24 protein-coding genes are annotated in these 24,784 nt (G+C 70.8%); 13 read left to right on the forward strand and 11 right to left on the reverse strand.

What is annotated here, in order from left to right; translation table 11 throughout:
* Positions 1–30 precede the first annotated feature (30 nt).
* From HB370_RS10835 to HB370_RS10870, 8 genes are read right to left on the reverse strand one after another with little or no spacing between them, the layout of a single operon-like run.
* Positions 31–363 (reverse strand): metal-sulfur cluster assembly factor, encoded by a 333-nt coding sequence (locus tag HB370_RS10835; RefSeq protein ID WP_030792219.1) that lies wholly within the window; start codon positions 361–363, stop codon positions 31–33.
* Positions 360–827 carry a Fe-S cluster assembly sulfur transfer protein SufU gene (gene sufU, locus HB370_RS10840; RefSeq protein WP_030792222.1) on the reverse strand — a complete coding sequence of 156 codons (468 nt, stop codon included), beginning with the start codon at positions 825–827 and terminating at the stop codon, positions 360–362. The genes HB370_RS10835 and sufU overlap by 4 nt, the downstream gene beginning before the upstream one ends.
* A gap of 16 nt (positions 828–843) precedes the next feature.
* On the reverse strand, positions 844–2,100 hold the full coding sequence (locus tag HB370_RS10845; protein WP_030792225.1) for a cysteine desulfurase: 1,257 nt from the start codon (positions 2,098–2,100) through the stop codon (positions 844–846).
* Positions 2,097–2,861, reverse strand: a complete 765-nt coding sequence (gene sufC / locus HB370_RS10850) for a Fe-S cluster assembly ATPase SufC (protein WP_030792227.1) — start codon at positions 2,859–2,861, stop codon at positions 2,097–2,099. The genes HB370_RS10845 and sufC overlap by 4 nt, the downstream gene beginning before the upstream one ends.
* Positions 2,862–2,868: 7 nt before the next feature.
* Positions 2,869–3,189, reverse strand: coding sequence for a non-heme iron oxygenase ferredoxin subunit (locus tag HB370_RS10855; RefSeq protein WP_030617894.1), 321 nt, complete (start codon positions 3,187–3,189; stop codon positions 2,869–2,871).
* Entirely contained in the window at positions 3,186–4,367 is a 1,182-nt protein-coding gene (gene sufD / locus HB370_RS10860; RefSeq protein WP_030792230.1) for a Fe-S cluster assembly protein SufD, read from the reverse strand. Before sufD ends, HB370_RS10855 begins: the two co-directional genes overlap by 4 nt.
* Before the next feature lie 57 nt (positions 4,368–4,424).
* Positions 4,425–5,846, reverse strand: a complete 1,422-nt coding sequence (sufB, locus tag HB370_RS10865; RefSeq protein ID WP_030792234.1) for a Fe-S cluster assembly protein SufB — start codon at positions 5,844–5,846, stop codon at positions 4,425–4,427.
* The gene (locus tag HB370_RS10870) at positions 5,843–6,577 is read right to left on the reverse strand and encodes an ArsR family transcriptional regulator (protein ID WP_030792237.1); all 735 of its coding nucleotides are present in this window, start codon (positions 6,575–6,577) and stop codon (positions 5,843–5,845) included. Before HB370_RS10870 ends, sufB begins: the two co-directional genes overlap by 4 nt.
* Before the next feature lie 183 nt (positions 6,578–6,760).
* Between HB370_RS10870 and HB370_RS10875 the strand changes: the two genes are divergently transcribed.
* The 4 genes from HB370_RS10875 (at position 6,761) to HB370_RS10890 (ending at position 10,383) form a co-directional block, all read left to right on the forward strand.
* On the forward strand, positions 6,761–7,576 hold the full coding sequence (locus HB370_RS10875) for an AAC(3) family N-acetyltransferase (protein WP_030792239.1): 816 nt from the start codon (positions 6,761–6,763) through the stop codon (positions 7,574–7,576).
* A gap of 30 nt (positions 7,577–7,606) precedes the next feature.
* The gene (locus tag HB370_RS10880) at positions 7,607–8,530 is read left to right on the forward strand and encodes an ABC transporter ATP-binding protein (protein WP_030792242.1); all 924 of its coding nucleotides are present in this window, start codon (positions 7,607–7,609) and stop codon (positions 8,528–8,530) included.
* 47 nt (positions 8,531–8,577) lie between these two features.
* Entirely contained in the window at positions 8,578–9,294 is a 717-nt protein-coding gene (locus HB370_RS10885; protein ID WP_051816135.1) for an ABC transporter permease, read from the forward strand.
* Positions 9,295–9,372: 78 nt separating this feature from the next.
* Positions 9,373–10,383 (forward strand): COX15/CtaA family protein, encoded by a 1,011-nt coding sequence (locus HB370_RS10890; protein WP_030792248.1) that lies wholly within the window; start codon positions 9,373–9,375, stop codon positions 10,381–10,383.
* Position 10,384: 1 nt separating this feature from the next.
* Here the strand turns inward: HB370_RS10890 and HB370_RS10895 are convergent, their stop codons facing one another.
* The 3 genes from HB370_RS10895 to HB370_RS10905 form a co-directional block, all read right to left on the reverse strand.
* Positions 10,385–11,134 (reverse strand): nucleotidyltransferase, encoded by a 750-nt coding sequence (locus HB370_RS10895; protein ID WP_030792251.1) that lies wholly within the window; start codon positions 11,132–11,134, stop codon positions 10,385–10,387.
* Positions 11,135–11,238: 104 nt separating this feature from the next.
* Positions 11,239–11,559 carry a hypothetical protein gene (locus HB370_RS10900; RefSeq protein ID WP_030792253.1) on the reverse strand — a complete coding sequence of 107 codons (321 nt, stop codon included), beginning with the start codon at positions 11,557–11,559 and terminating at the stop codon, positions 11,239–11,241.
* Positions 11,560–11,628: 69 nt separating this feature from the next.
* Positions 11,629–12,633 (reverse strand): heme o synthase, encoded by a 1,005-nt coding sequence (locus HB370_RS10905; RefSeq protein ID WP_244405487.1) that lies wholly within the window; start codon positions 12,631–12,633, stop codon positions 11,629–11,631.
* A gap of 425 nt (positions 12,634–13,058) precedes the next feature.
* Here HB370_RS10905 and tkt point away from each other — a divergent pair, with 425 nt between their 5' ends.
* The 9 genes from tkt (at position 13,059) to HB370_RS10950 (ending at position 24,722) form a co-directional block, all read left to right on the forward strand.
* Positions 13,059–15,146, forward strand: coding sequence for a transketolase (tkt, locus tag HB370_RS10910; protein WP_167512961.1), 2,088 nt, complete (start codon positions 13,059–13,061; stop codon positions 15,144–15,146).
* 33 nt (positions 15,147–15,179) lie between these two features.
* Entirely contained in the window at positions 15,180–16,298 is a 1,119-nt protein-coding gene (gene tal / locus HB370_RS10915; RefSeq protein WP_030792258.1) for a transaldolase, read from the forward strand.
* A 1-nt stretch (position 16,299) separates the two neighbouring features.
* A complete protein-coding gene (gene zwf / locus HB370_RS10920; protein WP_167512962.1) occupies positions 16,300–17,838 on the forward strand; it encodes a glucose-6-phosphate dehydrogenase in 1,539 nt (512 codons plus the stop codon).
* Positions 17,835–18,962 carry a glucose-6-phosphate dehydrogenase assembly protein OpcA gene (gene opcA / locus HB370_RS10925; protein ID WP_030792262.1) on the forward strand — a complete coding sequence of 376 codons (1,128 nt, stop codon included), beginning with the start codon at positions 17,835–17,837 and terminating at the stop codon, positions 18,960–18,962. Before zwf ends, opcA begins: the two co-directional genes overlap by 4 nt.
* Positions 18,959–19,741, forward strand: a complete 783-nt coding sequence (pgl, locus tag HB370_RS10930; RefSeq protein ID WP_030792265.1) for a 6-phosphogluconolactonase — start codon at positions 18,959–18,961, stop codon at positions 19,739–19,741. The genes opcA and pgl overlap by 4 nt, the downstream gene beginning before the upstream one ends.
* Before the next feature lie 226 nt (positions 19,742–19,967).
* A complete protein-coding gene (locus tag HB370_RS10935; RefSeq protein ID WP_244405490.1) occupies positions 19,968–20,633 on the forward strand; it encodes an SDR family NAD(P)-dependent oxidoreductase in 666 nt (221 codons plus the stop codon).
* Between the two features lie 394 nt (positions 20,634–21,027).
* Complete coding sequence (locus tag HB370_RS10940) at positions 21,028–22,020, forward strand: helix-turn-helix domain-containing protein (protein WP_030792270.1); 993 nt, start codon at positions 21,028–21,030, stop codon at positions 22,018–22,020.
* Between the two features lie 268 nt (positions 22,021–22,288).
* The gene (locus tag HB370_RS10945) at positions 22,289–23,824 is read left to right on the forward strand and encodes an FAD/NAD(P)-binding protein (RefSeq protein WP_063766454.1); all 1,536 of its coding nucleotides are present in this window, start codon (positions 22,289–22,291) and stop codon (positions 23,822–23,824) included.
* An 85-nt stretch (positions 23,825–23,909) separates the two neighbouring features.
* Positions 23,910–24,722 (forward strand): class II aldolase/adducin family protein, encoded by an 813-nt coding sequence (locus tag HB370_RS10950; protein ID WP_030792274.1) that lies wholly within the window; start codon positions 23,910–23,912, stop codon positions 24,720–24,722.
* Positions 24,723–24,784 lie beyond the last annotated feature (62 nt).

The following is a 24,784-nucleotide window of genomic DNA, read 5'->3' on the forward strand; positions in this document are numbered from 1 at the left end:
GGGTGCCGCCGCTTCACGCACGCGGTGCGGTCAGACGTTGAAGCCCAGCGCGCGGAGCTGTTCGCGGCCGTCGTCGGTGATCTTGTCGGGGCCCCACGGCGGCATCCAGACCCAGTTGATGCGCAGCTCGTTGACCAGGCCGTCGGTGGCGGACTTGGCCTGGTCCTCGATCACGTCCGTCAGCGGGCAGGCCGCCGAGGTGAGGGTCATGTCGACGGTCGCGATGTTGGAGTCGTCGATGTGGATGCCGTAGATCAGGCCCAGGTTGACGACGTCGATGCCCAGCTCGGGGTCGACCACGTCCATCAGGGCCTCGCGGAGCTCCTCCTCCGAGGCCGGCTTCATCTCAGCGGTGTCGGTCATGCCGTCTTCCTTTCGGCGTCGGCGCCACCCAGCGCCTGGGCCGTCGCGTCCTTCCACGCCATCCAGCTCAGGAGGGCGCACTTGACCCGCGCGGGGTACTTGGAGACCCCGGCGAACGCGACCGCGTCCTCCAGGACCTCCTCCATCGCGTCGTCGGGCTCGATTTTGCCCTTGGACTGCATCAGCTCCAGGAAGGTCTCCTGGATCTTCTGCGCCTCGGCCAGGTCCTTGCCGACCAGCAGCTCGTTGAGGACCGACGCGCTGGCCTGGCTGATCGAGCAGCCCTGGCCCTCGTACGACACGTCCTCGATCGTGGTGCCGTCGTACTTCACGCGCAGGGTGATCTCGTCGCCGCACGTCGGGTTCACGTGGTGCACCTCGGCGTCGCCATCCCTCAGACCACGCCCGTGCGGGTTCTTGTAGTGGTCCAGGATGACGTCCTGGTACATCGAGTCCAGCTTCACCTTGTCAGCACGCCTCTCAGCCGAAGAAGTTCCGTACGTGCTCCAGGCCGTCGACCAGAGCGTCGATCTCGGCCGGCGAGGAGTACAGATAGAACGACGCTCGCGTGGTCGCGGGAATTCCGTAGCGCAGGCACACCGGACGCGCGCAGTGGTGGCCGACCCGGACCGCGATGCCCTGCTCGTCCAGCACCTGGCCCACGTCGTGCGGGTGGATGTCGCCGAGCGTGAAGGAGATCGCCGCGCCCCGGTCCTCGGCCGTCGTCGGACCGATGATCCTCAGGTCCGGCACCTCGGCCAGGCGCCGCACCGCGTACTCCGTCAGCGCGTGCTCATGGGCGAGGATCTTGTCCATGCCGATCGAGTTCAGGTAGTCGATCGCCGCGCCGAGCCCGACCGCCTGGGCGATCGGGGGCGTGCCCGCCTCGAACTTGTGCGGTGCCGGGGCGTAGGTGGAGGAGTGCATCGAGACGGTCTCGATCATCTCGCCGCCGCCCAGGAAGGGGGGCAGGTCCTCCAGCAGCTCCTGGCGGCCCCACAGCACGCCGATGCCGGTCGGGCCGCACATCTTGTGGCCGGTGAAGGCCACGAAGTCGGCCTGGAGCGCCTGCACGTCCAGCGGCATGTGCGGCGCGGCCTGGGAGGCGTCGATGCACACCAGCGCGCCGACCTCCTGGGCGCGCCGGATGATCGTCTCGACCGGGTTGACCGTGCCCAGGATGTTCGACACCAGCACGAAGGAGACGATCTTCGTCTTCTCCGTGATGATCTCGTCGATGTTCGACAGGTCCAGCCGGCCGTCGTCCGTGAGGCCGAACCACTTCAGCTTCGCGCCCGTGCGCTGCGCCAGCAGCTGCCACGGCACGATGTTGGAGTGGTGCTCCATCTCCGTGATGACGATCTCGGTGTCCTGGTCCACCCGGTAGGGCTCGTCGGCCCAGCCGAGCATGTTCGCCACGAGGTTCAGCGACTCGGAGGCGTTCTTGGTGAAGATCACCTCGTCGCGGCTGGGCGCGTTGATGAACTCGGCGACCTTGTCGCGCGCGCCCTCGTACAGCGCCGTGGCCTCCTCGGCGAGCACATGCACACCGCGGTGGACGTTGGCGTTGTAGCGCTCGTAGTACTCGCTCAGGGCGTCCAGCACCTGGCGCGGCTTCTGACTGGTCGCCGCGTTGTCCAGGTACACGAGCTTCCTGCCGTCGTGGACGACTCGGTCCAGAACGGGGAAGTCCTTGCGGATCGCCTCGGTGTCGAGGAGGCCCGGCAGCTGTGTCACGCGGATGCGCCACCCTTCACGTACGACTCGTAGCCCTCGTTCTCCAGCTTGTCCGCGAGCTCGGGGCCGCCGGACTCGACGATGCGGCCGCCGGCGAACACGTGGACGTGGTCGGGCTTGATGTAGCGCAGGATGCGCGTGTAGTGCGTGATCAGCAGGGTGCCGACCTCGCCGGTCTCGCGGACGCGGTTGACGCCCTCGGAGACGATGCGGAGCGCGTCGACGTCCAGACCGGAGTCCGTCTCGTCGAGGATCGCGACCTTCGGCCGGAGCAGCTCCAGCTGGAGGATCTCGTGGCGCTTCTTCTCACCGCCGGAGAAGCCCTCGTTGACGTTGCGCTCGGCGAAGGAGGGGTCCATGTTGAGGCGCTCCATGGCCTCCTTGACCTCCTTCACCCAGGTGCGCAGCTTCGGGGCCTCGCCGCGGATGGCGGTGGCGGAGGTGCGCAGGAAGTTGGAGACGGAGACGCCGGGCACCTCGACCGGGTACTGCATCGCCAGGAACAGGCCGGCGCGGGCCCGCTCGTCGACGGACATCTCCAGGACGTCCTCGCCGTCCAGGGTGACGGTGCCGCCGGTGATGGTGTACTTCGGGTGACCCGCGAGGGAGTAGGCGAGGGTCGACTTGCCGGAGCCGTTGGGGCCCATGATGGCGTGCGTCTCGCCCTGCTTCACGGTGAGGTCGACGCCCTTGAGGATCTCCTTCGTGGCGTTGTCGGCCTCGACGGTGACGTGCAGGTCTCGGATTTCAAGCGTTGCCATGGGTGCCTCAGGACTCCTGGGTGAGGGAGACGAGAACGTCGTCCCCTTCGATCTTTACGGGGTATACGGGGACGGGGCGCGTCGCCGGAAGACTGTCGGGCTTGCCGGACCGCAGGTCGAAGCGCGAGCCGTGCAGCCAGCACTCGATGTGGCAGTCGTCGACCTCGCCCTCCGACAGCGAGACGTTCGCGTGCGAGCAGATGTCGTGGATCGCGAACACCTCGCCCTCGGTCCGCACGACCGAGACCGGCGTGCCGTCGATCTCCACCCGCTTCGGGGTGTCCTCCGCCAGCTCGCTCAGCCCACAGACGCGTACGAAGGCCGTCATGCGACCGAGGCCTCCAGCTCCGTCTCGATCTTGGCGAGCAGCCGCTCCTCGATGTCGGCGACGCCGATCTGCTGGACCAGCTCGGCGAAGAAGCCGCGGACCACCAGACGGCGGGCCTCGTGCTCCGGGATGCCGCGGGCCATCAGGTAGAAGAGCTGCTCGTCGTCGAAGCGGCCGGTGGCGGAGGCGTGGCCGGCGCCGACGATCTCGCCGGTCTCGATCTCCAGGTTCGGCACCGAGTCGACGCGCGCGCCGTCCGTGAGGACCAGGTTGCGGTTCATCTCGTAGGTGTCCGTGCCCTCGGCCTTGGCCTCGATGAGCACGTCACCGATCCAGACCGCGTGCGCGTTGTCGCCCTGGAGCGCGCCCTTGTAGACGACGTTCGACTTGCAGTGCGGGGTGTTGTGCGTGACCAGCAGGCGGTGCTCGTGGTGCTGGCCGGCGTCGGTGAAGTACAGGCCGAGCAGCTCCGCCTCGCCGCCGGGGCCGGCGTACTCCACGCGCGGGTGGATGCGCACCAGGTCGCCGCCGAAGGTGACGACGACGTGCTTGAAGCTCGCGTCCCGGCCGACCAGGGCGCTCTGCTGGGCGACGTGCACGGCGGTGTCGGCCCAGTCCACGATGGTGACCACGGTCAGCTTCGCGCCGTCACCGAGGACGTACTCCACGTTCGCGGCGCGGACGGTGTCACCGGTGTGGTCGATGACGACCGTCGCCTCGGCGAAGGCGCCGAGCTCGAACACGGTGTGCCCGTAGGTCACGCCGCCCTCGCCGTGCAGCGTGAGGCGCACCGGCTCGGTCAGCACGGTCTCCTTCGGCACGGTGACGATCGTGGCCTCCTCGAAGAAGGAGTACGCCTGGGCCGCGATCCGGTCCACCGGCTTGCCGGCCCGGCCGAGCCGGGCGTCGTCGCGGCCGACGGTCTCCACGGTGACGCCGTCGGGGGCGGAGAAGTCGGCCTTGATCGAGCCTCCGGCGACCGCGGTGCCGTCGTGCAGCCCGCGCAGCCGCTCCAGCGGGGTGAACCGCCACTCCTCCTCGCGGCCGTGCGGGACCGGGAAGTCCGCCACGTCGAAGGACGGGGGCGCGCTCATGCGCGACACGACGGTCGACTCCGCGGCGACCGCGATCGAGCCGGCGGTGGTGGAACCCACCGGGATGTTCTGGGCCTCAGCCATGGCTGTCGTAATGCTCGCTTTCTTACGTGTGGGCTTGACGGGGGTGCGGACCGGTGGTTAACCGACCGCGCCCTCCATCTGCAGCTCGATCAGCCGGTTGAGCTCCAGCGCGTACTCCATGGGCAGTTCCTTGGCGATCGGCTCGACGAAGCCGCGCACGATCATCGCCATCGCCTCGTCCTCGGACAGACCGCGGCTCATCAGGTAGAAGAGCTGGTCCTCGGAGACCTTGGAGACGGTGGCCTCGTGGCCCATGGACACGTCGTCCTCGCGGACGTCGACGTACGGGTACGTGTCCGACCGGGAGATGGTGTCGACCAGCAGCGCGTCGCACAGCACGTTGGACTTGGAGCCGGCGGCGCCCTCGCCGATCTCGATCAGACCGCGGTAGGAGGTACGGCCACCGCCGCGCGCCACGGACTTGGAGACGATGTTGGACGACGTGTTCGGCGCCATGTGGACCATCTTCGCGCCCGCGTCCTGGTGCTGGCCCTCGCCCGCGAAGGCGATGGACAGGGTCTCGCCCTTGGCGTGCTCGCCCATCAGGTAGACGGCCGGGTACTTCATCGTCACCTTGGAGCCGATGTTGCCGTCGATCCACTCCATGGTCGCGCCCTCGTAGGCGACGGCGCGCTTGGTGACCAGGTTGTAGACGTTGTTCGACCAGTTCTGGATGGTCGTGTAACGGCAGCGGGCGTTCTTCTTGACGATGATCTCGACGACCGCGGAGTGCAGCGAGTCGGACTTGTAGATCGGCGCCGTGCAGCCCTCGACGTAGTGCACGTAGGCACCCTCGTCGACGATGATCAGGGTCCGCTCGAACTGGCCCATGTTCTCCGTGTTGATGCGGAAGTAGGCCTGGAGCGGGATCTCGACGTGCACGCCCTTCGGCACGTAGATGAAGGAGCCGCCGGACCACACGGCGGTGTTCAGCGCGGCGAACTTGTTGTCACCGGCCGGGATGACCGTGCCGAAGTACTCCTTGAAGAGCTCCGGGTGCTCCTTCAGCGCGGTGTCGGTGTCCAGGAAGATGACACCCTGCTCCTCCAGGTCCTCGCGGATCTGGTGGTAGACGACCTCGGACTCGTACTGGGCGGCGACACCGGCGACCAGGCGCTGCTTCTCGGCCTCCGGGATGCCCAGCTTGTCGTAGGTGTTCTTGATGTCCTCGGGCAGGTCCTCCCAGGACTCCGCCTGCTTCTCCGTGGAGCGCACGAAGTACTTGATGTTGTCGAAGTCGATGCCCGAGAGGTCGGAGCCCCAGTTCGGCATCGGCTTCTTCTCGAAGAGCTTCAGGCCCTTCAGGCGCAGCTTGGTCATCCACTCCGGCTCCGACTTCTTGCCGGAGATGTCGCGGACGACGTCCTCGCTCAGGCCACGCCTGGCGGAGGCACCGGCCACGTCCGAGTCGGCCCAGCCGTATTCGTACTTGCCCAGGCCCTCCAGCTCAGGGTGGGCAGTCTCCGTGGGGAGAGTCATGCGGGGTTCCTCCCGGCCGTGCTTGCAGGTGCGTCAGTGGAAATCTTGGGGATGAACGTCGTGCAGACGCCGTCGCCGTGCGCGATGGTCGCCAGTCGCTGGACGTGGGTGCCCAGCAGCTCCGCGAAGATCTCCGTCTCCGCCTCGCACAGCTGCGGGAACTGTTCCGCGACATGGGCGACCGGGCAGTGGTGCTGGCAGAGCTGCTCGCCGACCGGTGCGCTGCGCGCCGTAGCAGCGTACCCGTCCGCACTCAGGGCCTTGGCCAGTGCTTCGGCGCGCTTGTCCGGGGTCGCGGCCTCGATCGCCCGGCGGTACGCGCGCGCCTGGGCGGCGACCCGGGCGCGGGCGAAGGCGGCGACCGCCTCGGGGCCGCCCTCCCGTTCGGCGATCCAGCGGAGCGCGTCCGCGGCGAGCTTGTCGTAGGACTGGTCGAAGGCGTCCCGGCCGCAGTCGGTGAGCGCGAAGACCTTGGCGGGGCGGCCACGCGTGCGCGTGCCGTACACCCGCTGCTCCCGGGCCTCCACGACGTCGTCGGCGACGAGCGCGTCCAGATGGCGCCGGACGGCCGCCTGGGTCAGTCCCAGCCGGCCGGCGAGTTCGGCGACGGTCGACGGCCCGTGGTCCAGGATGGAGCGCGCGACCCGGTTGCGCGTGGAGCGCTCACCGGTCGCTAGCTCCTCCTGAGGGGCCCCCGTGGGGGTCTCCCGAGCCTCGCCGACGTTTTTCACAACGCCATTGTTGCGTAATTCCGCGGAGCCTGACAAGCGGCGTCCGGATCATCAGGCGGTGCCCTGCGTCACTTAGGCATACCTAATCTGACCTGCGGAAACGATCTTCTGCTGATCATTTCAAATCGTTTCCGCGGTCTTTTCAGTGGCGCTCCGGGGCCCCGTCCGGAAGACTCCCGAACCATGCCCGCACCCCCTCCGACCGGCCCACTTGTCACTCGGGACACCCTCGCCACAGAGCTGCGCCTGCTGGGTGTCGAGACCGGCGAGACCCTGCTCGTGCACTCCTCGCTCAGCTCACTCGGCTGGGTGAACGGAGGCGCGGTCGCGGTCGTCCGGGGACTCCTCGACGCGCTCGGCCCCGACGGCACCCTCGTCGTCCCCACCCAGACCGGCGACCAGTCCGACCCGGCCCTGTGGGAGAACCCGCCGGTGCCCCGGGAATGGTGGGACCGGATCCGCGCCACCATGCCCCCGTACGACCCGCTGGTCACCCCCTCGCTCGGGGTCGGCGTGATCCCCGAGACCGTGCGGACCTGGCCCGGCGCCCTGCGCAGCGCCCACCCGCAGACCTCCTTCGCCGCGCTCGGCCCCCGCGCGCGGGAGATCACCGAGGGCCACGCCCCGGACTGCCGGCTCGGTGAGGCCAGTCCGCTGGCGAAGCTGGAGAAGCTGGGCGCCCGGGTGCTGCTGCTCGGCGCGGGCTACGACTCCTGCACCGCCTTCCACCTGGCCGAGTACCGGATACCCGCCCCGCGCGTGGAGGTCGGCCGGCCCGCTCCCGGCGGCGGCTGGGAGACGGTGGTCGAGGTGTCGATCACCTCGGACCGGTTCGGTGAACTCGGGCACGACTTCGAACGGGACCGGCCCGTCGTCCGCGGCCGGGTCGGCGGCGCGGACGCCCGGCTGTTCCCGGTGGCGGACGCCGTGGCCTACGCCGAACGGTGGCTGGCGCTGCACCGGCCACGGGAGGGGGACTTCCCGTACCCGCCCGTCTGAACCGCGCGCCGTCTCCCTACACTCGGCCCCATGCGAAGTGAGCCTGTGGTCCAGGTGACGGCCCTGGTGAAGCGGTACGGCCCGAAGACCGCGGTGGACGGCCTCGACCTGACGGCCCGGCCCGGCGTGACCGCCGTACTCGGCCCGAACGGCGCCGGGAAGACGACCACGGTCGAGACCTGCGAGGGGTACCGGAGGCCGGATTCCGGCACGGTGCGCGTCCTGGGCCTCGACCCGGTCCGGCAGGCCGCCGAGCTGCGGCCCCGCATCGGCGTGATGCTCCAGTCGGGCGGTGTGTACTCCGGCGCCCGCGCCGAGGAGATGCTCCGGCACGTGGCGAAGCTGCACGCGCACCCGCTCGACGTCGACGCCCTCGTCGAACGCCTCGGCCTCGGCTCCTGCGGCCGGACGAGCTACCGCCGGCTCTCCGGCGGCCAGCAGCAGCGGCTCGCGCTCGCCATGGCCGTCGTGGGCCGCCCGGAACTGGTGTTCCTGGACGAGCCCACCGCCGGCCTCGACCCGCAGGCCCGCCGGGCCACCTGGGACCTGGTGCGCGACCTGCGCGCCGACGGCGTCTCGGTGATCCTCACCACGCACCACATGGACGAGGCCGAACAGCTCGCCGACGACGTGGCGATCATCGACGGCGGCCGGGTCATCGCCCAGGGCTCCCCGGAGGAGCTGTGCAAGGGCGGCGCCGAGAACACCCTGCGCTTCACCGGCCGCCCCGGCCTCGACATCGCCTCGCTGCTCAAGGCGCTCCCGGCCGACTGCGCGGCCGCCGAGCTGACCCCGGGCGGCTACCGGGTGGTCGGCAAGGTCGACCCCCAGCTGCTGGCCACCGTGACCTCCTGGTGCGCCCAGCACGGGGTGATGCCCGACCGGATCTCGGTCGAGCGGCACACGCTGGAGGACGTCTTCCTGGAGCTGACCGGCAAGGAGCTGCGCTCGTGACCGTGGGTACGTACACGCCGAAACCCGGAGCCGCCCCGCTCCCCCGCATGATCGCGGCGCAGGCGGCGCTGGAGACGAAGATGCTGCTGCGCAACGGCGAGCAGCTGCTGCTGACGGTCGTGATCCCGACCCTGCTGCTGGTCCTCTTCAGCTCGGTCGACATCGTGGACACCGGCAAGGGCGAGGCGGTCGACTTCCTCGCCCCCGGTGTGCTGGCGCTGGCGGTGATGTCGACGGCGTTCACCGGGCAGGCCATCGCCACCGGCTTCGAGCGCCGCTACGGCGTGCTCAAGCGGCTCGCCTCCTCCCCGCTGCCACGCTGGGGCCTGATGGCCGCGAAGACGGCGTCCGTGCTGGTCACGGAGGTCCTCCAGGTGGTCCTGCTGACCGTGATCGCCTTCGCGCTGGGCTGGTCCCCGCACGGCAACCCGGCCGCCGTCGTCCTGCTGCTGATCGTCGGCACCGCCGCCTTCTCCGGGCTCGGCCTGCTGATGGCGGGCACCCTCAAGGCCGAGGCGACGCTGGCCGCCGCCAACCTGGTCTTCCTGCTGCTGCTGGTGGGCGGCGGGGTGATCGTGCCGCTGGAGAAGTTCGGCTCCACGGGCGAGCGGATCCTGGGCCTGCTGCCCATCTCCGCCCTCTCCGACGGCCTGCGGGACGTGCTCCAGCACGGCGCCGGCATGCCCTGGGGCGACCTGGGCGTCCTCGCCGCCTGGGCGGTCGTCGGCCTGGCCGCGGCCGGACGGTTCTTCCGCTGGGAGTGACCCTCCGGGCCCTCCCGTGAGCAGGAACACCCCCATCGGAGTGACCCTCGTGAACGCGTGCACAAGCGGCGGCCTACGATGGTGCGCGTGCCTAAGCTGAACCGCGCCGACGCCGAAGCCGCCCTGCGCAATCCGCTCGCCTTCATCGCCGACCGCTGGACCCCGGACCCCCGGACCGTCCGGCGGGCGGCCCTCGCCGCGCTCGTCATGTCGGTGGTCATCGTCGTCACCGGCGGCGCCGTCCGCCTGACCGGCTCGGGCCTCGGCTGCCCGACCTGGCCCACCTGCACCGACGACTCGCTGACCACCACCCGGGCCATGGGCTTCCACGGGATCATCGAGTTCGGCAACCGCATGCTGACGTACGTGCTGTGCGCCGCCGTCGGCTGGGCGATCATCGCCGCGCGCTCCGAGAAGCCGTGGCGGCGCGGCCTGACCCGGCTGGGCTGGGCCCAGTTCTGGGTCGTCATGGGCAACGCCGTGCTCGGCGGCATCGTCGTCCTGGTCGGCCTGAACCCGTACACCGTCGCCGCGCACTTCCTGCTCTCCACGGCCCTGATCGCCATCGCGACGGTCATGTGGCAGCGCACCCGGGAGGGCGACGAGGCCCCGCGGCCGCTGGTCGGCAAGGCGGTGGCGCAGCTGGTGTGGTTCCTGGTGGCCGCGTCCGCGCTGCTCATCGCGGTCGGCACGGTGGTGACCGGGGCCGGGCCGCACGCCGGCGACTCCAGCGAGGTCGAGCGCATCCCCATCGACTGGGAGACCGTCTCCAAGCTGCACGCGGTGCTCGCCTGGATCGTGGTCACGCTGACGTTCGCGCTGTGGTTCGTGCTGAAGGCCGTCGACGCGCCGAAGGGGCCGCTGGCGCGCACCCGGGAGCTGTTCGTCATCCTGCTGTGCCAGGGGGCCATCGGCTACGTCCAGTACTTCACCCACCTCCCGGAGGCCCTGGTGGCCGCCCACATGCTCGGCTCCACGGTGATGTGGATCTGGGTGCTGCGCGTGCTGCTGGCGCTGCGCGAGCGCCCCGAGACCCCGCAGGACCTGCCGGTGGCCCGGGCCGGGATGACGGTCGGCTCGCGGGCCTGAGTCATCCGGCGCCCGCGCCCTCGACCAGGGCGTCGATCGCCGGACCCAGAAACGCCCGGGTCGCCCCGGCCCGCCGGGCGATCCGGTCGGCGTCGGCCGGGGCGGGTGCGGGGTCCTCGTGCCGGCGGCGGGCGATGTCCGCGACGACCTCGGCGGGCGCGCCGAGGGCCGGCAGCTCGGCCAGGGCCTCCCGTTTGGAGATCAGCCGCCCGTCGCGCAGGGTCACGGTGGCCCGGGCGAAGGTCAGCAGCCCCAGGTCCACCCAGACGTCCTGCCGCCACAGCGGGGCCTTGTCCACCGCCGGCCGCCAGAAGTCGCGCTGATCACGCACGACGAAGTCGCGCAGCTGCCCCTCCGGCACCGGCGGCAGCAGCCCGCCCGGCGGCTGCCCGTACAGCACCCGGCCGAAGTCGTGCAGCTCGCGCCGGGTGACAGGGGTGACCGGGCGGCGCAGCAGGCGGCCGTGTGCCCAGGTGAGGTGCGGGCGGTCCGGGTCGTCCAGGGCGGCCGGGGTGAGATAGGAGCAGTGGAGCTTCGCCGCGAGGGGCCGCCGGCGCAGCCCGGCGTGCAGGGCGGCGATCCGAAAGGCGTGTGCCGGGCCGAGCGGGCCGGGCAGTACGGCGATAAGGTCGAGGTCGCTGCGCCCCTCCTGGTAGTCGCCGCCGGCCAGGGAGCCGTGCGCCCAGAGGGCGCGGGGCCGCAGCGGCAGCAGGGCCTCCAGGAACCCGTCGAGCAGGGAAGCGGTCGTCATCCGGCCAGTCTCGACGGCTCACCGGGGCGTGTACACCCGGAAAAAGGCCTCCTACTACGGAAGCGCGCCCCGCGGCGAAGCCGCAGGGCGCCGCGGCGGGCCGGTCAGCCGCCGACCTGGATGCCGGCCATCCGCTTCCACTCGTACGGCCCCGTGGTCACCTTGGCCGCGAACTCGCCGTCGAAGGAGTCGTGGACCGTGATGCCGGACCTGGTCACCGCCTGCTCGGCGATGGCGTACGTGGGGGCCACCAGGTCGCCCCAGCCGCCGTCCTCGCCGACGAGGACGATGCGGGCGCCGCGTTCGCCGATGTGGGCGACCTGGCCCTCCGCGCCGCCGTGCGCCTTGGCGAAGGCGCTGATCCGGTGGGCGAGCCGGGACACCGTGCGCTCGGCCCTCGCGTCAACCTGCTGCGTGTCTGCCATGCCCAGGATGCTACTCACCGGTAGATCGACTGGCGAGAGCAGGGCGCTGTGACGTACGCCCGGTGCGGCTCAGCGCAGGAACGGGTCCACCGCGACCGCCACGAACAGCAGCGACACATAGGTGATCGACCAGTGGAAGAGCCGCATCTCCTTCAGCTTCGTGCCCGTGGCCTCGGCCTTGGCCCGGTTCTGCAGCGCGTGCGCCTCCCACAGCCACCAGCCGCCCGCCGCGAGGGCGACGGCCGTGTAGAACCAGCCGGTGTAGCCGAGGGGGGTCAGCAGCAGGGAGACGACGACCATCACCCAGCTGTAGATGACGATCTGCTTGGCGACCACCTTGTTGGAGGCGATGACCGGAAGCATCGGCACGCCCACGCGCGCGTAGTCCTCCTTGACCTTCATGGACAGCGGCCAGTAGTGCGGCGGCGTCCAGAAGAACATGACGAGGAAGAGGATGACCGGCGCCCACGACAGCGAGTTCGTCACGGACGACCAGCCGATGAGCACCGGCATGCAGCCCGCGATGCCGCCCCACACGATGTTCTGCGACGTGCGCCGCTTGAGGATCATCGTGTAGACGACGACGTAGAAGAGGAGCGCCCCGAGTGACAGCCAGGCGCTCAGCCAGTTGACGGTCAGCCCGAACAGCAGCGTCGAGACGACCGCCAGGGTGATGCCGAACGCCATGCACTCGCGCGGACTGACCATCCCGGTCACCAGCGGGCGCTGGGAGGTCCGGTCCATCAGGGCGTCGATGTCCCGGTCGATGTACATGTTGAGCGCGTTGGCGCCGCCCGCCGACAGATAGCCGCCGAGGCAGGTGAGCAGGACCAGCTTCAGGTCCGGCACACCCTGCTGCGCCAGGAACATCACCGGAACCGTGGTGATGAGCAGCAGTTCGATGATCCGCGGCTTGGTCAGCGCCACGAACGCCTTGACACGGGCCCCCAACGGCCGGTGAACCGGGCCCTGGCTCGCACCACCGAGCACACCCTCCCCCAGGGCCTTGAGGGCCTGGGAGGGACCCCCAGGACGGGATTCGACGGCCGTCACGCACACCCCTGACAGAGACATCCCAGCGAGCCTCCGCGCCGGACACTCCGGGTTACGGCTCGCGCGTACCACGCCACTTTAGACGTTGCCCATACCCCGGCCTTCGCGGGGGTGGGTTCGTGTTGGCGGGGCCCTCCGTACACACGTGCGCGGGCTCGCTCGGATGCGCCGGAAACGGGGTGGTCCAAAGGGTGATCCTCCGTGCGCGGGAAAGCTCTCCTGAGCGGTCAGATGAGCGGGTCCTTATTCATGTGCCGAATGCCGTTCCGCCCAGTCGGGAGGCGGATCCCAGCGACTCCCGGCAGTCTTGAAACACTCGAAAAAACGCACGTCCTCACGGGGGTAGGCTCGACAACGACCGGGGGGCGACAAGCCCCTCGGCGGCCGGTTCTGGCGTATGCCCGACGGACCGGCGACCGACATGTGGAGAGGAGCCCTGACCCAGGGTGAGCACCAAGCCGACCACCACAGACCTTGAGTGGACCGAGCTGGACCAGCGGGCCGTGGACACCGCCCGTGTCCTGGCCGCAGACGCCGTACAGAAGGTCGGCAACGGCCATCCCGGTACGGCGATGAGCCTGGCCCCGGCCGCCTACACCCTCTTCCAGAAGGTGATGCGGCACGACCCGGCCGACCCGGAGTGGGTCGGGCGCGACCGCTTCGTGCTGTCCGCCGGCCACTCGTCCCTGACCCTCTACACCCAGCTCTACCTGGCCGGCTTCGGCCTGGAGCTGGACGACCTGAAGGCCTTCCGGACGTGGGGTTCCAAGACCCCGGGTCACCCGGAGTACGGACACACCAAGGGTGTGGAGACCACCACCGGCCCGCTGGGCCAGGGTGTGGCCAACGCGGTGGGCATGGCGATGGCCGCCCGCTACGAGCGCGGTCTGTTCGACCCGGACGCGCCGGCCGGTGAGTCCCCCTTCGACCACTTCGTCTACTGCATCGCCGGTGACGGCTGCCTCCAGGAGGGCATCGCCGCCGAGGCGTCCTCGCTGGCCGGCCACCAGAAGCTGGGCAACCTGGTCCTGCTGTGGGACGACAACCACATCTCGATCGAGGGCGACACGGAGACGGCCGTCTCCGAGGACACCGTCAAGCGGTACGAGGCCTACGGCTGGCACGTGCAGCGGGTGGAGGCCCAGGAGAACGGCGACCTGGACCCGGCGGCGATCTACGCCGCGATCCAGGAGGCCAAGCGGGTCACCGACCGCCCGTCCTTCATCGCGATGCGCTCGATCATCGCCTGGCCGGCCCCGAACGCGCAGAACACCGAGGCCGCGCACGGCTCGGCGCTGGGTGACGAGGAGGTCGCGGCCACCAAGCGCGTCCTCGGCTTCGACCCGGAGAAGTCGTTCGAGGTCGCCGACGAGGTCATCACCCACACCCGCAAGGCGCTGGAGCGCGGCGCCCAGGCGAAGGCCGAGTGGGAGAAGTCCCTCCAGGAGTGGCGCGACGCCAACCCGGAGCGGGCCGCCGAGTTCGACCGGATCGCCAAGGGCGAGCTGCCCGCCGGCTGGGAGGAGAAGCTCCCGGTCTTCGAGCCCGGCAAGGCCGTGGCCACCCGTGCCGCGTCCGGCAAGGTGCTCCAGGCGCTCGGCGCGGTGATCCCCGAGCTGTGGGGCGGCTCCGCCGACCTGGCCGGCTCGAACAACACCACCATCGACAAGGACAGCTCGTTCCTGCCCGCGGGCAACCCGCTGCCGGAGGCCAACCCGTACGGCCGCACGATCCACTTCGGCATCCGCGAGCACTCCATGGGCGCCGAGATCAACGGCATCGCCCTGCACGGCAACACCCGCATCTACGGCGGCACGTTCCTCGTCTTCTCCGACTACATGCGCAACGCGGTGCGCCTGTCGGCCCTGATGCACCTGCCGGTGACGTACGTGTGGACGCACGACTCCATCGGCCTCGGCGAGGACGGCCCCACCCACCAGCCGGTCGAGCACCTGGCCTCGCTGCGCGCCATCCCGGGCCTGAACATCGTCCGCCCGGCCGACGCCAACGAGACCGCGATCGCCTGGCGGGAGATCCTCAAGCGCTGGACCAAGGAGTTCGGCAAGGGCCAGCCGCACGGCCTGGCGCTCACCCGCCAGGGCGTGCCGACGTACGAGCCGAACGACGACGCGGCCAAGGGCGGCTACGTCCTGTTCGAGGCCGAAGGCGGCGAGCCGCAGGTCATCCTGATCGCCACCGGTTCCGAGGTGCACGTGGCCGTCGAGGCGCGCGAGCGGCTCCAGGCCGAGGGCGTGCCCACCCGTGTGGTGTCGATGCCGTCCGTGGAGTGGTTCGAGCAGCAGGACCAGGGGTACCGGGACTCCGTGCTGCCGCCGTCCGTCAAGGCCCGTGTCGCCGTGGAGGCGGGCATCGGCCTGACCTGGCACAAGTACGTGGGGGACGCCGGCCGCATCGTTTCCCTGGAGCACTTCGGTGCTTCCGCCGACGGCAAGCTGCTCTTCCGCGAATTCGGCTTCACCGCGGAGAACGTGGCCGCCAAGGCGCGGGAATCCCTCGCCGACGCCCAGCGCTGACGCCCATATACGACACGTAGGAGATGTAATTCCATGACAGACGCACTCAAGCGCCTCTCCGAAGAAGGCGTCGCGATCTGGCTGGACGACCTGTCGCGCAAGCGGATCACGTCCGGCAATCTCGCCGAGCTGATCGACCAGCAGCACGTCGTGGGCGTCACCACCAACCCGACGATCTTCCAGAAGGCGATCTCCCAGGGCGACGGCTACGACCAGCAGCTGTCGGACCTCGCCGCCCGCAAGGTCACCGTCGAAGAGGCCATCCGCATGATCACCACGGCGGACGTCCGCGACGCCGCCGACATCCTGCGCCCGGTCTTCGACGCCACCGGCGGCCAGGACGGCCGGGTCTCCATCGAGGTCGACCCGCGCCTGGCCCACCACACCAAGGCGACCGTCGCCGAGGCCAAGCAGCTGGCCTGGCTCGTCGACCGCCCCAACACCCTGATCAAGATCCCGGCCACCCAGGCGGGTCTGCCGGCGATCGCCGAGGTGATCGGCCTCGGCATCAGCGTCAACGTCACGCTGATCTTCTCGCTGGAGCGCTACCGGGCCGTCATGGACGCGTACCTCACCGGCCTGGAGAAGGCCAAGGAGCGGGGCCTGGACCTGTCCGAGATCCACTCCGTGGCGTCCTTCTTCGTGTCCCGCGTGGACACCGAGATCGACAAGCGCCTCAACGACCTCGGCACCGACGAGGCCAAGGCGCTGCGCGGCAAGGCCGCCCTCGCCAACGCCCGGCTCGCCTACCAGGCGTACGAGGAGGTCTTCTCCTCCGACCGCTGGACGGCGCTGGAGAGCGCGGGCGCCAACAAGCAGCGTCCGCTGTGGGCGTCGACCGGTGTGAAGGACCCGGCGTACCCGGACACCCTGTACGTCACCGAGCTGGTCGCGCCGAACACGGTCAACACCATGCCGGAGGCCACCCTGGAGGCCACCGACGACCACGGCGAGATCACCGGCGACACCATCTCCGGCACCTACGAGCAGGCGCGCGCCGACCTGGACGCGCTGGAGCGGCTCGGCATCGGGTACGACGACGTCGTGCAGGTGCTGGAGGACGAGGGCGTCGAGAAGTTCGAGGCGTCCTGGAACGACCTGCTGAAGTCGACCCAGGCGGAGCTCGAGCGCCTTGCCCCCTCGGAGGGCTGAGTTGTCACCCGTTTCCGGTTCCGGAGCGAACCCGCTTCGTGACCCGGCCGACCGACGGCTCCCGCGCATCGCGGGGCCGTCGGGCCTGGTCATCTTCGGCGTCACCGGCGACCTGTCGCGCAAGAAGCTGATGCCCGCGGTGTACGACCTCGCCAACCGGGGTCTGCTGCCGCCGGGCTTCTCCCTGGTGGGCTTCGCCCGCCGCGACTGGGAGCACGAGGACTTCGCGCAGGTCGTCCACGACGCCGTCAAGGAGCACGCGCGCACCCCGTTCCGCGAGGAGGTCTGGCAGCAGCTCCTCCAGGGGATGCGCTTCGTCCAGGGCACCTTCGACGACGACGATGCCTTCGAGCGGCTGCGCGCCACCATCGACGAGCTGGACAAGGCCCAGGGCACGGGCGGCAACTTCGCCTTCTACCTGTCGGTGCCCCCGCGCTCCTTCCCGGTGGTCATCCAGCAGCTGAAGAAGCACGGCCTGGCCGATCAGAGCGGCGGTTCCTGGCGCCGCGCGGTCATCGAGAAGCCGTTCGGCCACGACCTGGCGTCGGCCGAGGAGCTCAACAAGGTCGTGCACGAGGTGTTCGAGCCGGACCAGGTGTTCCGGATCGACCACTACCTCGGCAAGGAGACCGTCCAGAACATCCTGGCGCTGCGCTTCGCCAACCAGATGTTCGAACCGATCTGGAACCGGTCCTTCGTGGACCACGTGCAGATCACCATGGCCGAGGACATCGGCATCGGCGGCCGGGCCGGCTACTACGACGGCATCGGCGCCGCCCGCGACGTCATCCAGAACCACCTGCTCCAGCTGATGGCGCTCACCGCGATGGAGGAGCCGGCCTCCTTCGGCGCGGACGCGCTGGCCGCGGAGAAGGAGAAGGTGCTCGGCGCGGTCCGGCTGCCGAAGGACCTGGGCGCCGACACCGTTCGCGGTCAGTACGCGGCGGGCTGGCAGGGCGGCGAGAAGGTCATCGGCTACCTCGAAGAGGAGGGCATCGACCCCAATTCGAAGACCGACACCTACGCCGCGATCAAGCTGGAGATAGACAACCGCCGCTGGGCGGGCGTCCCCTTCTACCTGCGCACCGGCAAGCGGCTGGGCCGCCGGGTCACCGAGATCGCGGTGGTCTTCCAGCGGGCCCCGCACTCCCCGTTCGACACCACGGCGACGGAGGAGCTGGGCCAGAACGCGATCGTCATCCGCGTCCAGCCCGACGAGGGCGTCACGGTCCGCTTCGGCTCCAAGGTGCCCGGCACCTCCATGGAGATCCGGGACGTGTCGATGGACTTCGCCTACGGCGAGTCGTTCACGGAGTCCAGCCCGGAGGCGTACGAGCGGCTGATCCTGGACGTGCTGCTCGGCGACGCCAACCTCTTCCCGCGCACGGAGGAGGTCGAGCTGTCCTGGAAGATCCTCGACCCGATCGAGGAGTACTGGGACACGCACGGCAGGCCCGCGCAGTACAAGTCGGGCACCTGGGGTCCGGTGGAAGCGGACGAGATGCTCGCACGAGACGGACGGAGCTGGCGCCGGCCATGAAGATAGATCTGACCGACACCACCGCCGGAGAGATCAACAAGGCGCTCGTGCGGGGCCGCCGCGCCATCGGCACCCCCGCCGTCGGCATGGTCCTGACCCTCGTCATCGTCACCGACGAGGAGAACGCCTACGACGCCCTGAAGGCCGCCAACGACGCCTCCCGCGAGCACCCCTCGCGCACCCTCGTCGTCATCAAGCGGGTCTCCCGCGGCCCGCGCGACCGCACCTCCTCGCGGCTGGACGCCGAGGTGCGGGTGGGCGCGGACGCGGGCACCGGCGAGACGGTGGTCCTGCGGCTGTACGGCGAGGTCGTCGAGCACGCCGACTCGGTGGTGCTGCCGCTGCTGCTGCCGGACGCCCCGGTCGTCGTGTGGTGGCCGGTGAACGCGCCGCTCGACCCGGCCAAGGACCCGCTGGGCGCGCTCGCCCAGCGCCGGGTCACCGACAGCTACACCGCCGAGCAGCCGGTGCGCGAGCTGGCCGCCCGCGCCGCGGCCTACACCCCCGGCGACACCGACCTGTCCTGGACCCGGATCACGCCGTGGCGTTCGATGCTGGCGGCGGCCCTGGACCAGGTCGCGTGCGAGGTGCGGGCCGTGGAGGTGGAGGGCGAGGAGTTCAACCCGAGCTGTGAGCTGCTGGCGATGTGGCTCGCGGACCGGCTGGACGTTCCCGTCCGGCGCTCCCCGTCCGCCGGCCCGGGGCTGACCGCCGTCCGGCTGGACACCAGCCGGGGTCCGATCACGCTGGACCGCGCGGACGGCTCGCTGGCCACGCTCGCCATCGAGGGCCAGCCGGCCCGCGCGGTGGCACTGAAGCGGCGGGACACCGCCGAGCTGATCGCGGAGGAGCTGCGCCGGCTGGACCCGGACGACACCTACGCGTCGGCGCTGCGCTACGGCGTGGAGCGGCTGAGCACGGTGCCGCAGCAGTCCGGCGAGGCCCCGGCCGAACCGGCCGCCGCGGAGGCGGCTGAACCGGTCACCGAGCCGGCCGCCGCCACGGAGGCCACCGAACCGGTCGCCGAGCCGGAGCCGGTTCAGGAGGCGGCCAAGGCCCCCGCGAAGAAGGCGGCGGCCAAGAGCGCCAAGAAGGCACCGGCGAGGAAGGCGGCGGCGAAATGAGCACACCGCAGCTGGTCGTCCACCACGACAAGGAGCTGATGGCGCAGGCCGCCGCGGCCCGCCTGATCACGAAGATCGTGGACGCGCAGGCCTCCCGGGGCACCGCGTCCGTGGTCCTCACCGGCGGCCGCAACGGCAACGGGCTGCTGGCCGCGCTGGCGGCGGCGCCCGCCCGGGACGCCATCGACTGGGGCCGGCTGGACCTGTGGTGGGGCGACGAGCGCTACCTCCCCGAGGGCGACCCCGAGCGCAATGTCACGCAGGCCCGCGAGGCGCTGCTGGACTCCGTCCCGCTGGACCCGGAGCGCGTGCACGCCATGCCCGCCTCCGACGGCCCGTACGGCTCGGACGTCGAGGCGGCGGCCGAGGCCTACGCGGCGGAGCTGGCCAAGGCGGCCGGACCGGAGAACCACGGTGCGGTGCCCGCCTTCGATGTGCTCATGCTGGGTGTCGGCCCGGACACCCATGTGGCCTCGCTCTTCCCGGAGCTGCCGGCCGTACGGGAGACCGAGCGCACGGTGGTCGGCGTGCACGGCGCGCCCAAGCCCCCGCCCACCCGGATCACCCTCACCCTTCCGGCGATCCGCGCGGCGCGCGAGGTCTGGCTGCTCGCGGCCGGCGAGGACAAGGCGGAGGCCGCGGCCATCGCCCTGTCGGGCGCGGGTGAGATCCAGGCCCCGGCGGCGGGCGCGTACGGCACCCGGCGCACCCTGTGGCTGCTGGACTCCGCCGCGGCCTCGCAGCTGCCGCGGTCGCTGTATCCGCCGGCGTCGCCGTGAGGGAGTGACGCGTCGACGGGGCGGCAGGTGTCCACCTGCCGCCCCGTTGCCGTTCCGGCCCCGCGCACGCCGCACGCCCTTCGGTCTCCGGACGAGGTCCGAGCCGCCGTGACGCTGTGTCACCGATGTCGGCTCCCGCGGGTGATCCGGGCACGAAGCGGAATGTGCCGCACCGCTCCTGGGACGTACGCTCCGCTCGTAATCGTCCCCACACACAAGGGAGTTGATGGTGTCGACAGCAGTGGTGGTCGGTGCGGGACCCGGAATCGGCAAGGCCGTCGCCGCCCGGTTCGCACGGGAGGGTCTCTCCGTCGCCGTGATCGCGCGGCGGACGGAGACCGTGGCACGGGTGGCCGAGGAGATCGGGCCGAGCGGCCGGAAGGTGCTGCCCCTCACCGCCGACAGCACGGACGAGGCCGCGCTGCACGCCGCGCTGGACCGGGCCGCCGGGGAACTCGGGCCGATCGAGGTGGCCGTGTACAACGCGGCCCTGATCCGCATGGACTCCCCGGGCGAACTCGACGCGCGGGGGCAGCTGGACGCCTGGGCGGTCAACGTGGTCGGCGCGCTCAGCACCGCCGTCCGCGTGGCTCCGGGCATGGCGGCGCGGGGACGGGGTTCACTCCTGTTCACCGGCGGTATGCCGCGTCCCGACCGCCGGTACGTGAGTTTGGGACTGGGCAAATTCGGTATCCGGACCCTGGTCAGCCTGCTCGATGCGGAGTACGGTCCGGCGGGTGTCCACGTGGCCTCGGTGACCGTGCCCGGCGCGGTCTCCCCCGGTGGCCCCTACGACCCCGACGACATCGCCGAGCAGTACTGGCGTCTGCACACCCAGCCCCGTGAGGCATGGGAGCACGAGGTCGTGCACGGCCCGGTGCCGGGAGCGTAGCGGCCGGACCGTACGAACGACCTCCGTGACGTCAAGGGTGCCTTTCCAGCCGTCCTGGCACACCGTGCCACCATCGCGTCGGACCACCCGCTGTGACGGCATACGATTCCGGGCACCCGCACGGGCCGACCGGTCGTCCTGTTTCTCGTCGCGAATTTTTCGTTAACTACCCTCCGTACAGGACGACACCCGCCCTCACCAGGGAGGGACACGGAGCGTCGATAGTTGCGGCGCCAACCAATGGCGTGAACCTTACTGCCAGGCCGGCGGGGCCCTGGCACAGAATGTCACGCGAAACTGCCCTCCCCGTTTATCAGGAGATCAGGAAAGGAGTTTTGATGCCCCGCCTACGACGAGGCATAGGCATACCCGGAACGACCTCAGAGCATCGGTCATGAAGACCGAGCAGGTCGACGCGCGGAGACCGGTGCGGGTGCTGCGCACGGAGGAGTCGCGCCTGCGCCACAGCTTTCATACCTGGGGGGAAATGGTGGCCGACACGTGCGGCCCATTGCATGTCTACCGGACCGAGCCGGGTGATTTTCGCGGAGCCATCGTCTCCGGCACCTTCGGCACCGTCCAGCTCGCCGCGGTCAAGGCCGGGCCGCACTCCGTCGAGCGCACCGAACGGCTGGCCGGCAAGGTCGCCTTCGCACCGCTCTACCTGACCTTCGTCCTTGACGGCGAGGTCCAGGTCAGCCAGGGCGAGCGCACGGCCGTCGCCCGGACCGGGAACCTCTTCTCGCACGACAGCTCCCGCCCGTTCCGCATGTCGATGCGGCGCCCCATCCACATGGTGAGCGTGAAGTTCGACCACCGTCTGGTCGATCTCAGGGCCGGGCTGGAACACCCGCTGGGCGCGGCCACCTGGTGTGGCGCCAAGGGAGCGAGTGCGCTGCTCGCGGGCCTGCTGCGCAGCGCGGCGCCGCGCATGACCGAGTTCGACACGTCGATCGCGGACCAGCTGGGCACCAGCGTCGCCAGCCTGGTCACGGCCGTGTGCGCGGAGAAGCTGGGCGCGGTGGGCAGTGATCCCACCGCGGCCCGACTGGCACTGCTGCACCGCATCAAGACGTTCGCGCGGGCCCGCCTGAACTGCGCCGAACTGAGCCCCGGCCTGCTGGCCCGCAGCCACAACATCTCGCTGCGGTACCTCCAGTTGCTCTTCCAGGAGGAGAACACCAGCCCCGCCCTGTGGATCCGCAACGAGCGGCTGGGGCGCTGTCGGGACGACCTGGCCGATCCGCGTGCCGCACACCTGACGGTCGCGAACATCGCCGAGCGCTGGGGGCTGGACAGCGCGTCCCACTTCAGCAAGCTCTTCCGGGAGCGCTACGGTCTGACGCCCCGCGAGTGGCGCAGGCAGTCCCTGTCCGCCCGCGGGTAGCTCCCCGGGCCTTTCCCACCGCTCCGCCCCGGGCACCGGGCGCGGCAAGCCGACGCGGCCGCCGCGCCCGTTCGTGCGCGAATCCGTTATCCCGTATGCGTGCATGCGCCAGGGGCGGTGTCCGGAAGACAGAAGAATGAGTCCGTACTTCCGCGCGGTTTTCATTCCGGTTCTGCACGCAGTGCGGCCATTTCCACCCGGCCGATTCCATCGACTACTGCCGGAAGAAGGGCAGAAGTCGCCCGCATCATGGAACGGGGGTTTTCATATGCCGATTCCCACGAGAATTGGGATAATCGGAGGGGGTGCCTCCGCGGTATGCCTGCTCGACGCATTGAGCCGGCATGACGAAGTCCCGCAGTCGGTGACCGTATTCGATCCGTCTCCGCACTTGTGGCGGGGCCGCGCCTACCAGCCCGATGCGACGGTCCTGCGGGTGAACGCCCCGCCCGAGGACATGACCGTGCGCGCCGGCGATCCGGCCCACTTCACCCGCTGGCTCCGGACGCGCACGAAAATGCTCGGGGCGCAGACGGACCACGTGGACGCCAGGTCGGGCATCTCTTTCCCGCCACGCGCCGTCTACGGCGACTATCTCGAGCAGTGCGCCCGCAGCTCGCTCGGCCGGCTCGCCGCGCTGGGCAGCCGGATCCGGCTGGTGCGGGAGGCCGTCACCGACCTGGTCCGCGAGGACGGCGCCCTGCTGGCCCGTACCGCCGGCCGGGACGCCTTCGCGCTGGACCATGTCGTCCTGTGCGTCGGCACCGGGACGCCGGCCGACCCGCACGGCCTGTCCGGTGCGCCGGGCTTCGTCGCGGATCCCTACCCGGTGGTCCGGCAGCTGGCCGGTATCGGTGAGCGGGACCGGGTGGTCGTGCTGGGCAGCGGACTGACCGCCGTGGACGTCGTCCTGTCGCTCACCGCGGCCGGGCACAACGGGGAGGTCGTGCTGGCCTCCCGGCGCGGTGTGCTGCCCGGTGTCCGGCAGCGGCCGGTCGAGCACGAGCTGCGGTACTTCACCGCGGAGCGCTTCCGGGCCATGGCCGCCCGGGGCGAGCGACTGCCCCTGGACGACGCCGTCGCCCTCATGCGGACCGAGCTGTCCGCCGCCGGCTCCCGCTTCGACGCGGTCGTGCGGGAGATCGGCGGGAGCGGCACCGAGGAGCCCCTGGCCCGTCTGCGCCGGCAGCTGGACCTGGTGAACGACCCCGATCCGGGGCTGCGCATCCTGCAACGCGCCGTCCCGGACACGGGTCCCGACGTGTGGCCGCTGCTGCCCGAGCAGGACAAGACCCGGCTGCTGCGCGACCACTACCGGACGATCATGAGCCTGTGCTGCCCCATGCCGCCGGCCAGCGCCGCGACGCTGCTGGAGCAGGCCGACAGCGGCCGGCTCGGCGTGCTGCGCGGGGTGGAGCGGATCAGCCCCGGCCCCGCCGGAGGTTTCCGGGTGCACGGCCCCGACGGCGTCCGGCACGCCGATGTCGTCGTGAACGCGGTGAGCCCGCCCGCGCACCGTGTCCCGCCGGCCGCCGCGGCACTGGTCGACGCGCTCACCGGACGGGGACTGGCGTCCCGGCACCCGCGGGGCGGGATCTCCGTCGCCCGGGCCACCAGTGGCCTGCTCACCGGCGGCGGGACCGACCGCCGGGTGTACGCCCTGGGCGACCTGGCCGCCGGTTCGCTGTTCTTCACCTTCGGGGTCCCCTCCCTGGTGGACCGCGCCGTCGACATCGCCGACGCCATCCGCCGGGACGTGGCCCGCAGCACGGTCGGGTTCGCGGACTCCATGCAACCCGCGTGAACCACGGTCCGGCGGCACAGGGCCGCCGGACCCGCGGACCGGCCCCTTCGGGCCGGACGACCACCGACGACCGAGGAGTCGACAGATGAGCGACATCGCGACACGCGAACGCCCCAGTTACCTCGCGGACACCCACACCGGGCTCCCGCTGCCCACGGAGCCGGTCTTCGACTCCGTCGAGGACGACCGCAGACACCGCAAGCAGCGCTTGGCCGCCGCACTGCGGCTGTTCGGCAAGTACGGCTACGGGGAGGGCATCTCCGGGCACATCTCGGTGCGCGACCCCGAGGACGAGGACCGCTTCTGGGTGAACCCGTTCGGTATCTCGTTCAGCCGGGTGAAGGTCCGTGACCTGATCCTGGTGGACTCGCAGGGCCGGGTCGTCGAGGGCCGGCACCGGGTGAACCCCAGCGCGTTCGTGATCCACTCCGCCATCCACCGGGCCAACCCGGGCGCCACCGCGGCGGCCCACGGGCACACGCCGTACTCGCGGGCCCTCGGCGCGCTCGGCAGGCTGCTGGAGCCCCTCGACCAGGAGTCCGCCGCCTTCTACCAGGACCAGGTCCTCTACAGCGACTACGAGGGCCCGTCCATCAGCCTGGCCCAGGGCGAGGACATCGCCGACAAGCTGGGCGACCACCGGGCGATCCTGCTGCGCCACCACGGGCTGATCACCGTCGGCGGCTCGGTGGACGAGGCCGTGCACTGGTTCTTCACCTACGAGGCCGCCGCCCAGGTGCAGCTGCTGGCCGCGGCGGCCGGGCAGCCGAAGCCGATGAGCCACGAGCAGGCGACGGCGGCCCGCGACGGCTTCGGGGACCGGCACCTCGGCTGGTTCAGCTTCCAGCTGCTGTGGGACGAGATCGTGCACGAGCAGCCCGACCTGCTGGAGGAGTGACCGGGCGGCTCCTCGCCGGGCCGCGCACACGGTAGGAGGCCGGCCCCCCGCACAGGGGGGCC

The sequence above is a fragment of the Streptomyces sp. DSM 40868 genome (genome assembly GCF_011820545.1).
Lineage (GTDB): Bacteria > Actinomycetota > Actinomycetes > Streptomycetales > Streptomycetaceae > Streptomyces > Streptomyces eurythermus.

Bases quoted from the DNA above. Each gene is read 5' to 3' on its own strand.
- HB370_RS10945 (WP_063766454.1), top strand. From the start codon at position 22,289: ATGCCGATTCCCACGAGAATTGGGATAATCGGAGGGGGTGCCTCCGCG.
- HB370_RS10935 (WP_244405490.1), top strand. From the start codon at position 19,968: ATGGTGTCGACAGCAGTGGTGGTCGGTGCGGGACCCGGAATCGGCAAG.
- HB370_RS10890 (WP_030792248.1), top strand. From the start codon at position 9,373: ATGGTGCGCGTGCCTAAGCTGAACCGCGCCGACGCCGAAGCCGCCCTG.
- HB370_RS10885 (WP_051816135.1), top strand. From the start codon at position 8,578: ATGATCGCGGCGCAGGCGGCGCTGGAGACGAAGATGCTGCTGCGCAAC.
- sufD (WP_030792230.1), bottom strand. From the start codon at position 4,367: ATGGCTGAGGCCCAGAACATCCCGGTGGGTTCCACCACCGCCGGCTCG.
- HB370_RS10950 (WP_030792274.1), top strand. From the start codon at position 23,910: ATGAGCGACATCGCGACACGCGAACGCCCCAGTTACCTCGCGGACACC.
- HB370_RS10940 (WP_030792270.1), top strand. From the start codon at position 21,028: ATGAAGACCGAGCAGGTCGACGCGCGGAGACCGGTGCGGGTGCTGCGC.
- sufB (WP_030792234.1), bottom strand. From the start codon at position 5,846: ATGACTCTCCCCACGGAGACTGCCCACCCTGAGCTGGAGGGCCTGGGC.
- HB370_RS10835 (WP_030792219.1), bottom strand. From the start codon at position 363: ATGACCGACACCGCTGAGATGAAGCCGGCCTCGGAGGAGGAGCTCCGC.
- HB370_RS10905 (WP_244405487.1), bottom strand. From the start codon at position 12,633: ATGTCTCTGTCAGGGGTGTGCGTGACGGCCGTCGAATCCCGTCCTGGG.
- sufC (WP_030792227.1), bottom strand. From the start codon at position 2,861: ATGGCAACGCTTGAAATCCGAGACCTGCACGTCACCGTCGAGGCCGAC.
- HB370_RS10855 (WP_030617894.1), bottom strand. From the start codon at position 3,189: ATGACGGCCTTCGTACGCGTCTGTGGGCTGAGCGAGCTGGCGGAGGAC.
- HB370_RS10880 (WP_030792242.1), top strand. From the start codon at position 7,607: ATGCGAAGTGAGCCTGTGGTCCAGGTGACGGCCCTGGTGAAGCGGTAC.
- tal (WP_030792258.1), top strand. From the start codon at position 15,180: ATGACAGACGCACTCAAGCGCCTCTCCGAAGAAGGCGTCGCGATCTGG.
- HB370_RS10895 (WP_030792251.1), bottom strand. From the start codon at position 11,134: ATGACGACCGCTTCCCTGCTCGACGGGTTCCTGGAGGCCCTGCTGCCG.
- HB370_RS10900 (WP_030792253.1), bottom strand. From the start codon at position 11,559: ATGGCAGACACGCAGCAGGTTGACGCGAGGGCCGAGCGCACGGTGTCC.
- pgl (WP_030792265.1), top strand. From the start codon at position 18,959: ATGAGCACACCGCAGCTGGTCGTCCACCACGACAAGGAGCTGATGGCG.
- HB370_RS10875 (WP_030792239.1), top strand. From the start codon at position 6,761: ATGCCCGCACCCCCTCCGACCGGCCCACTTGTCACTCGGGACACCCTC.
- opcA (WP_030792262.1), top strand. From the start codon at position 17,835: ATGAAGATAGATCTGACCGACACCACCGCCGGAGAGATCAACAAGGCG.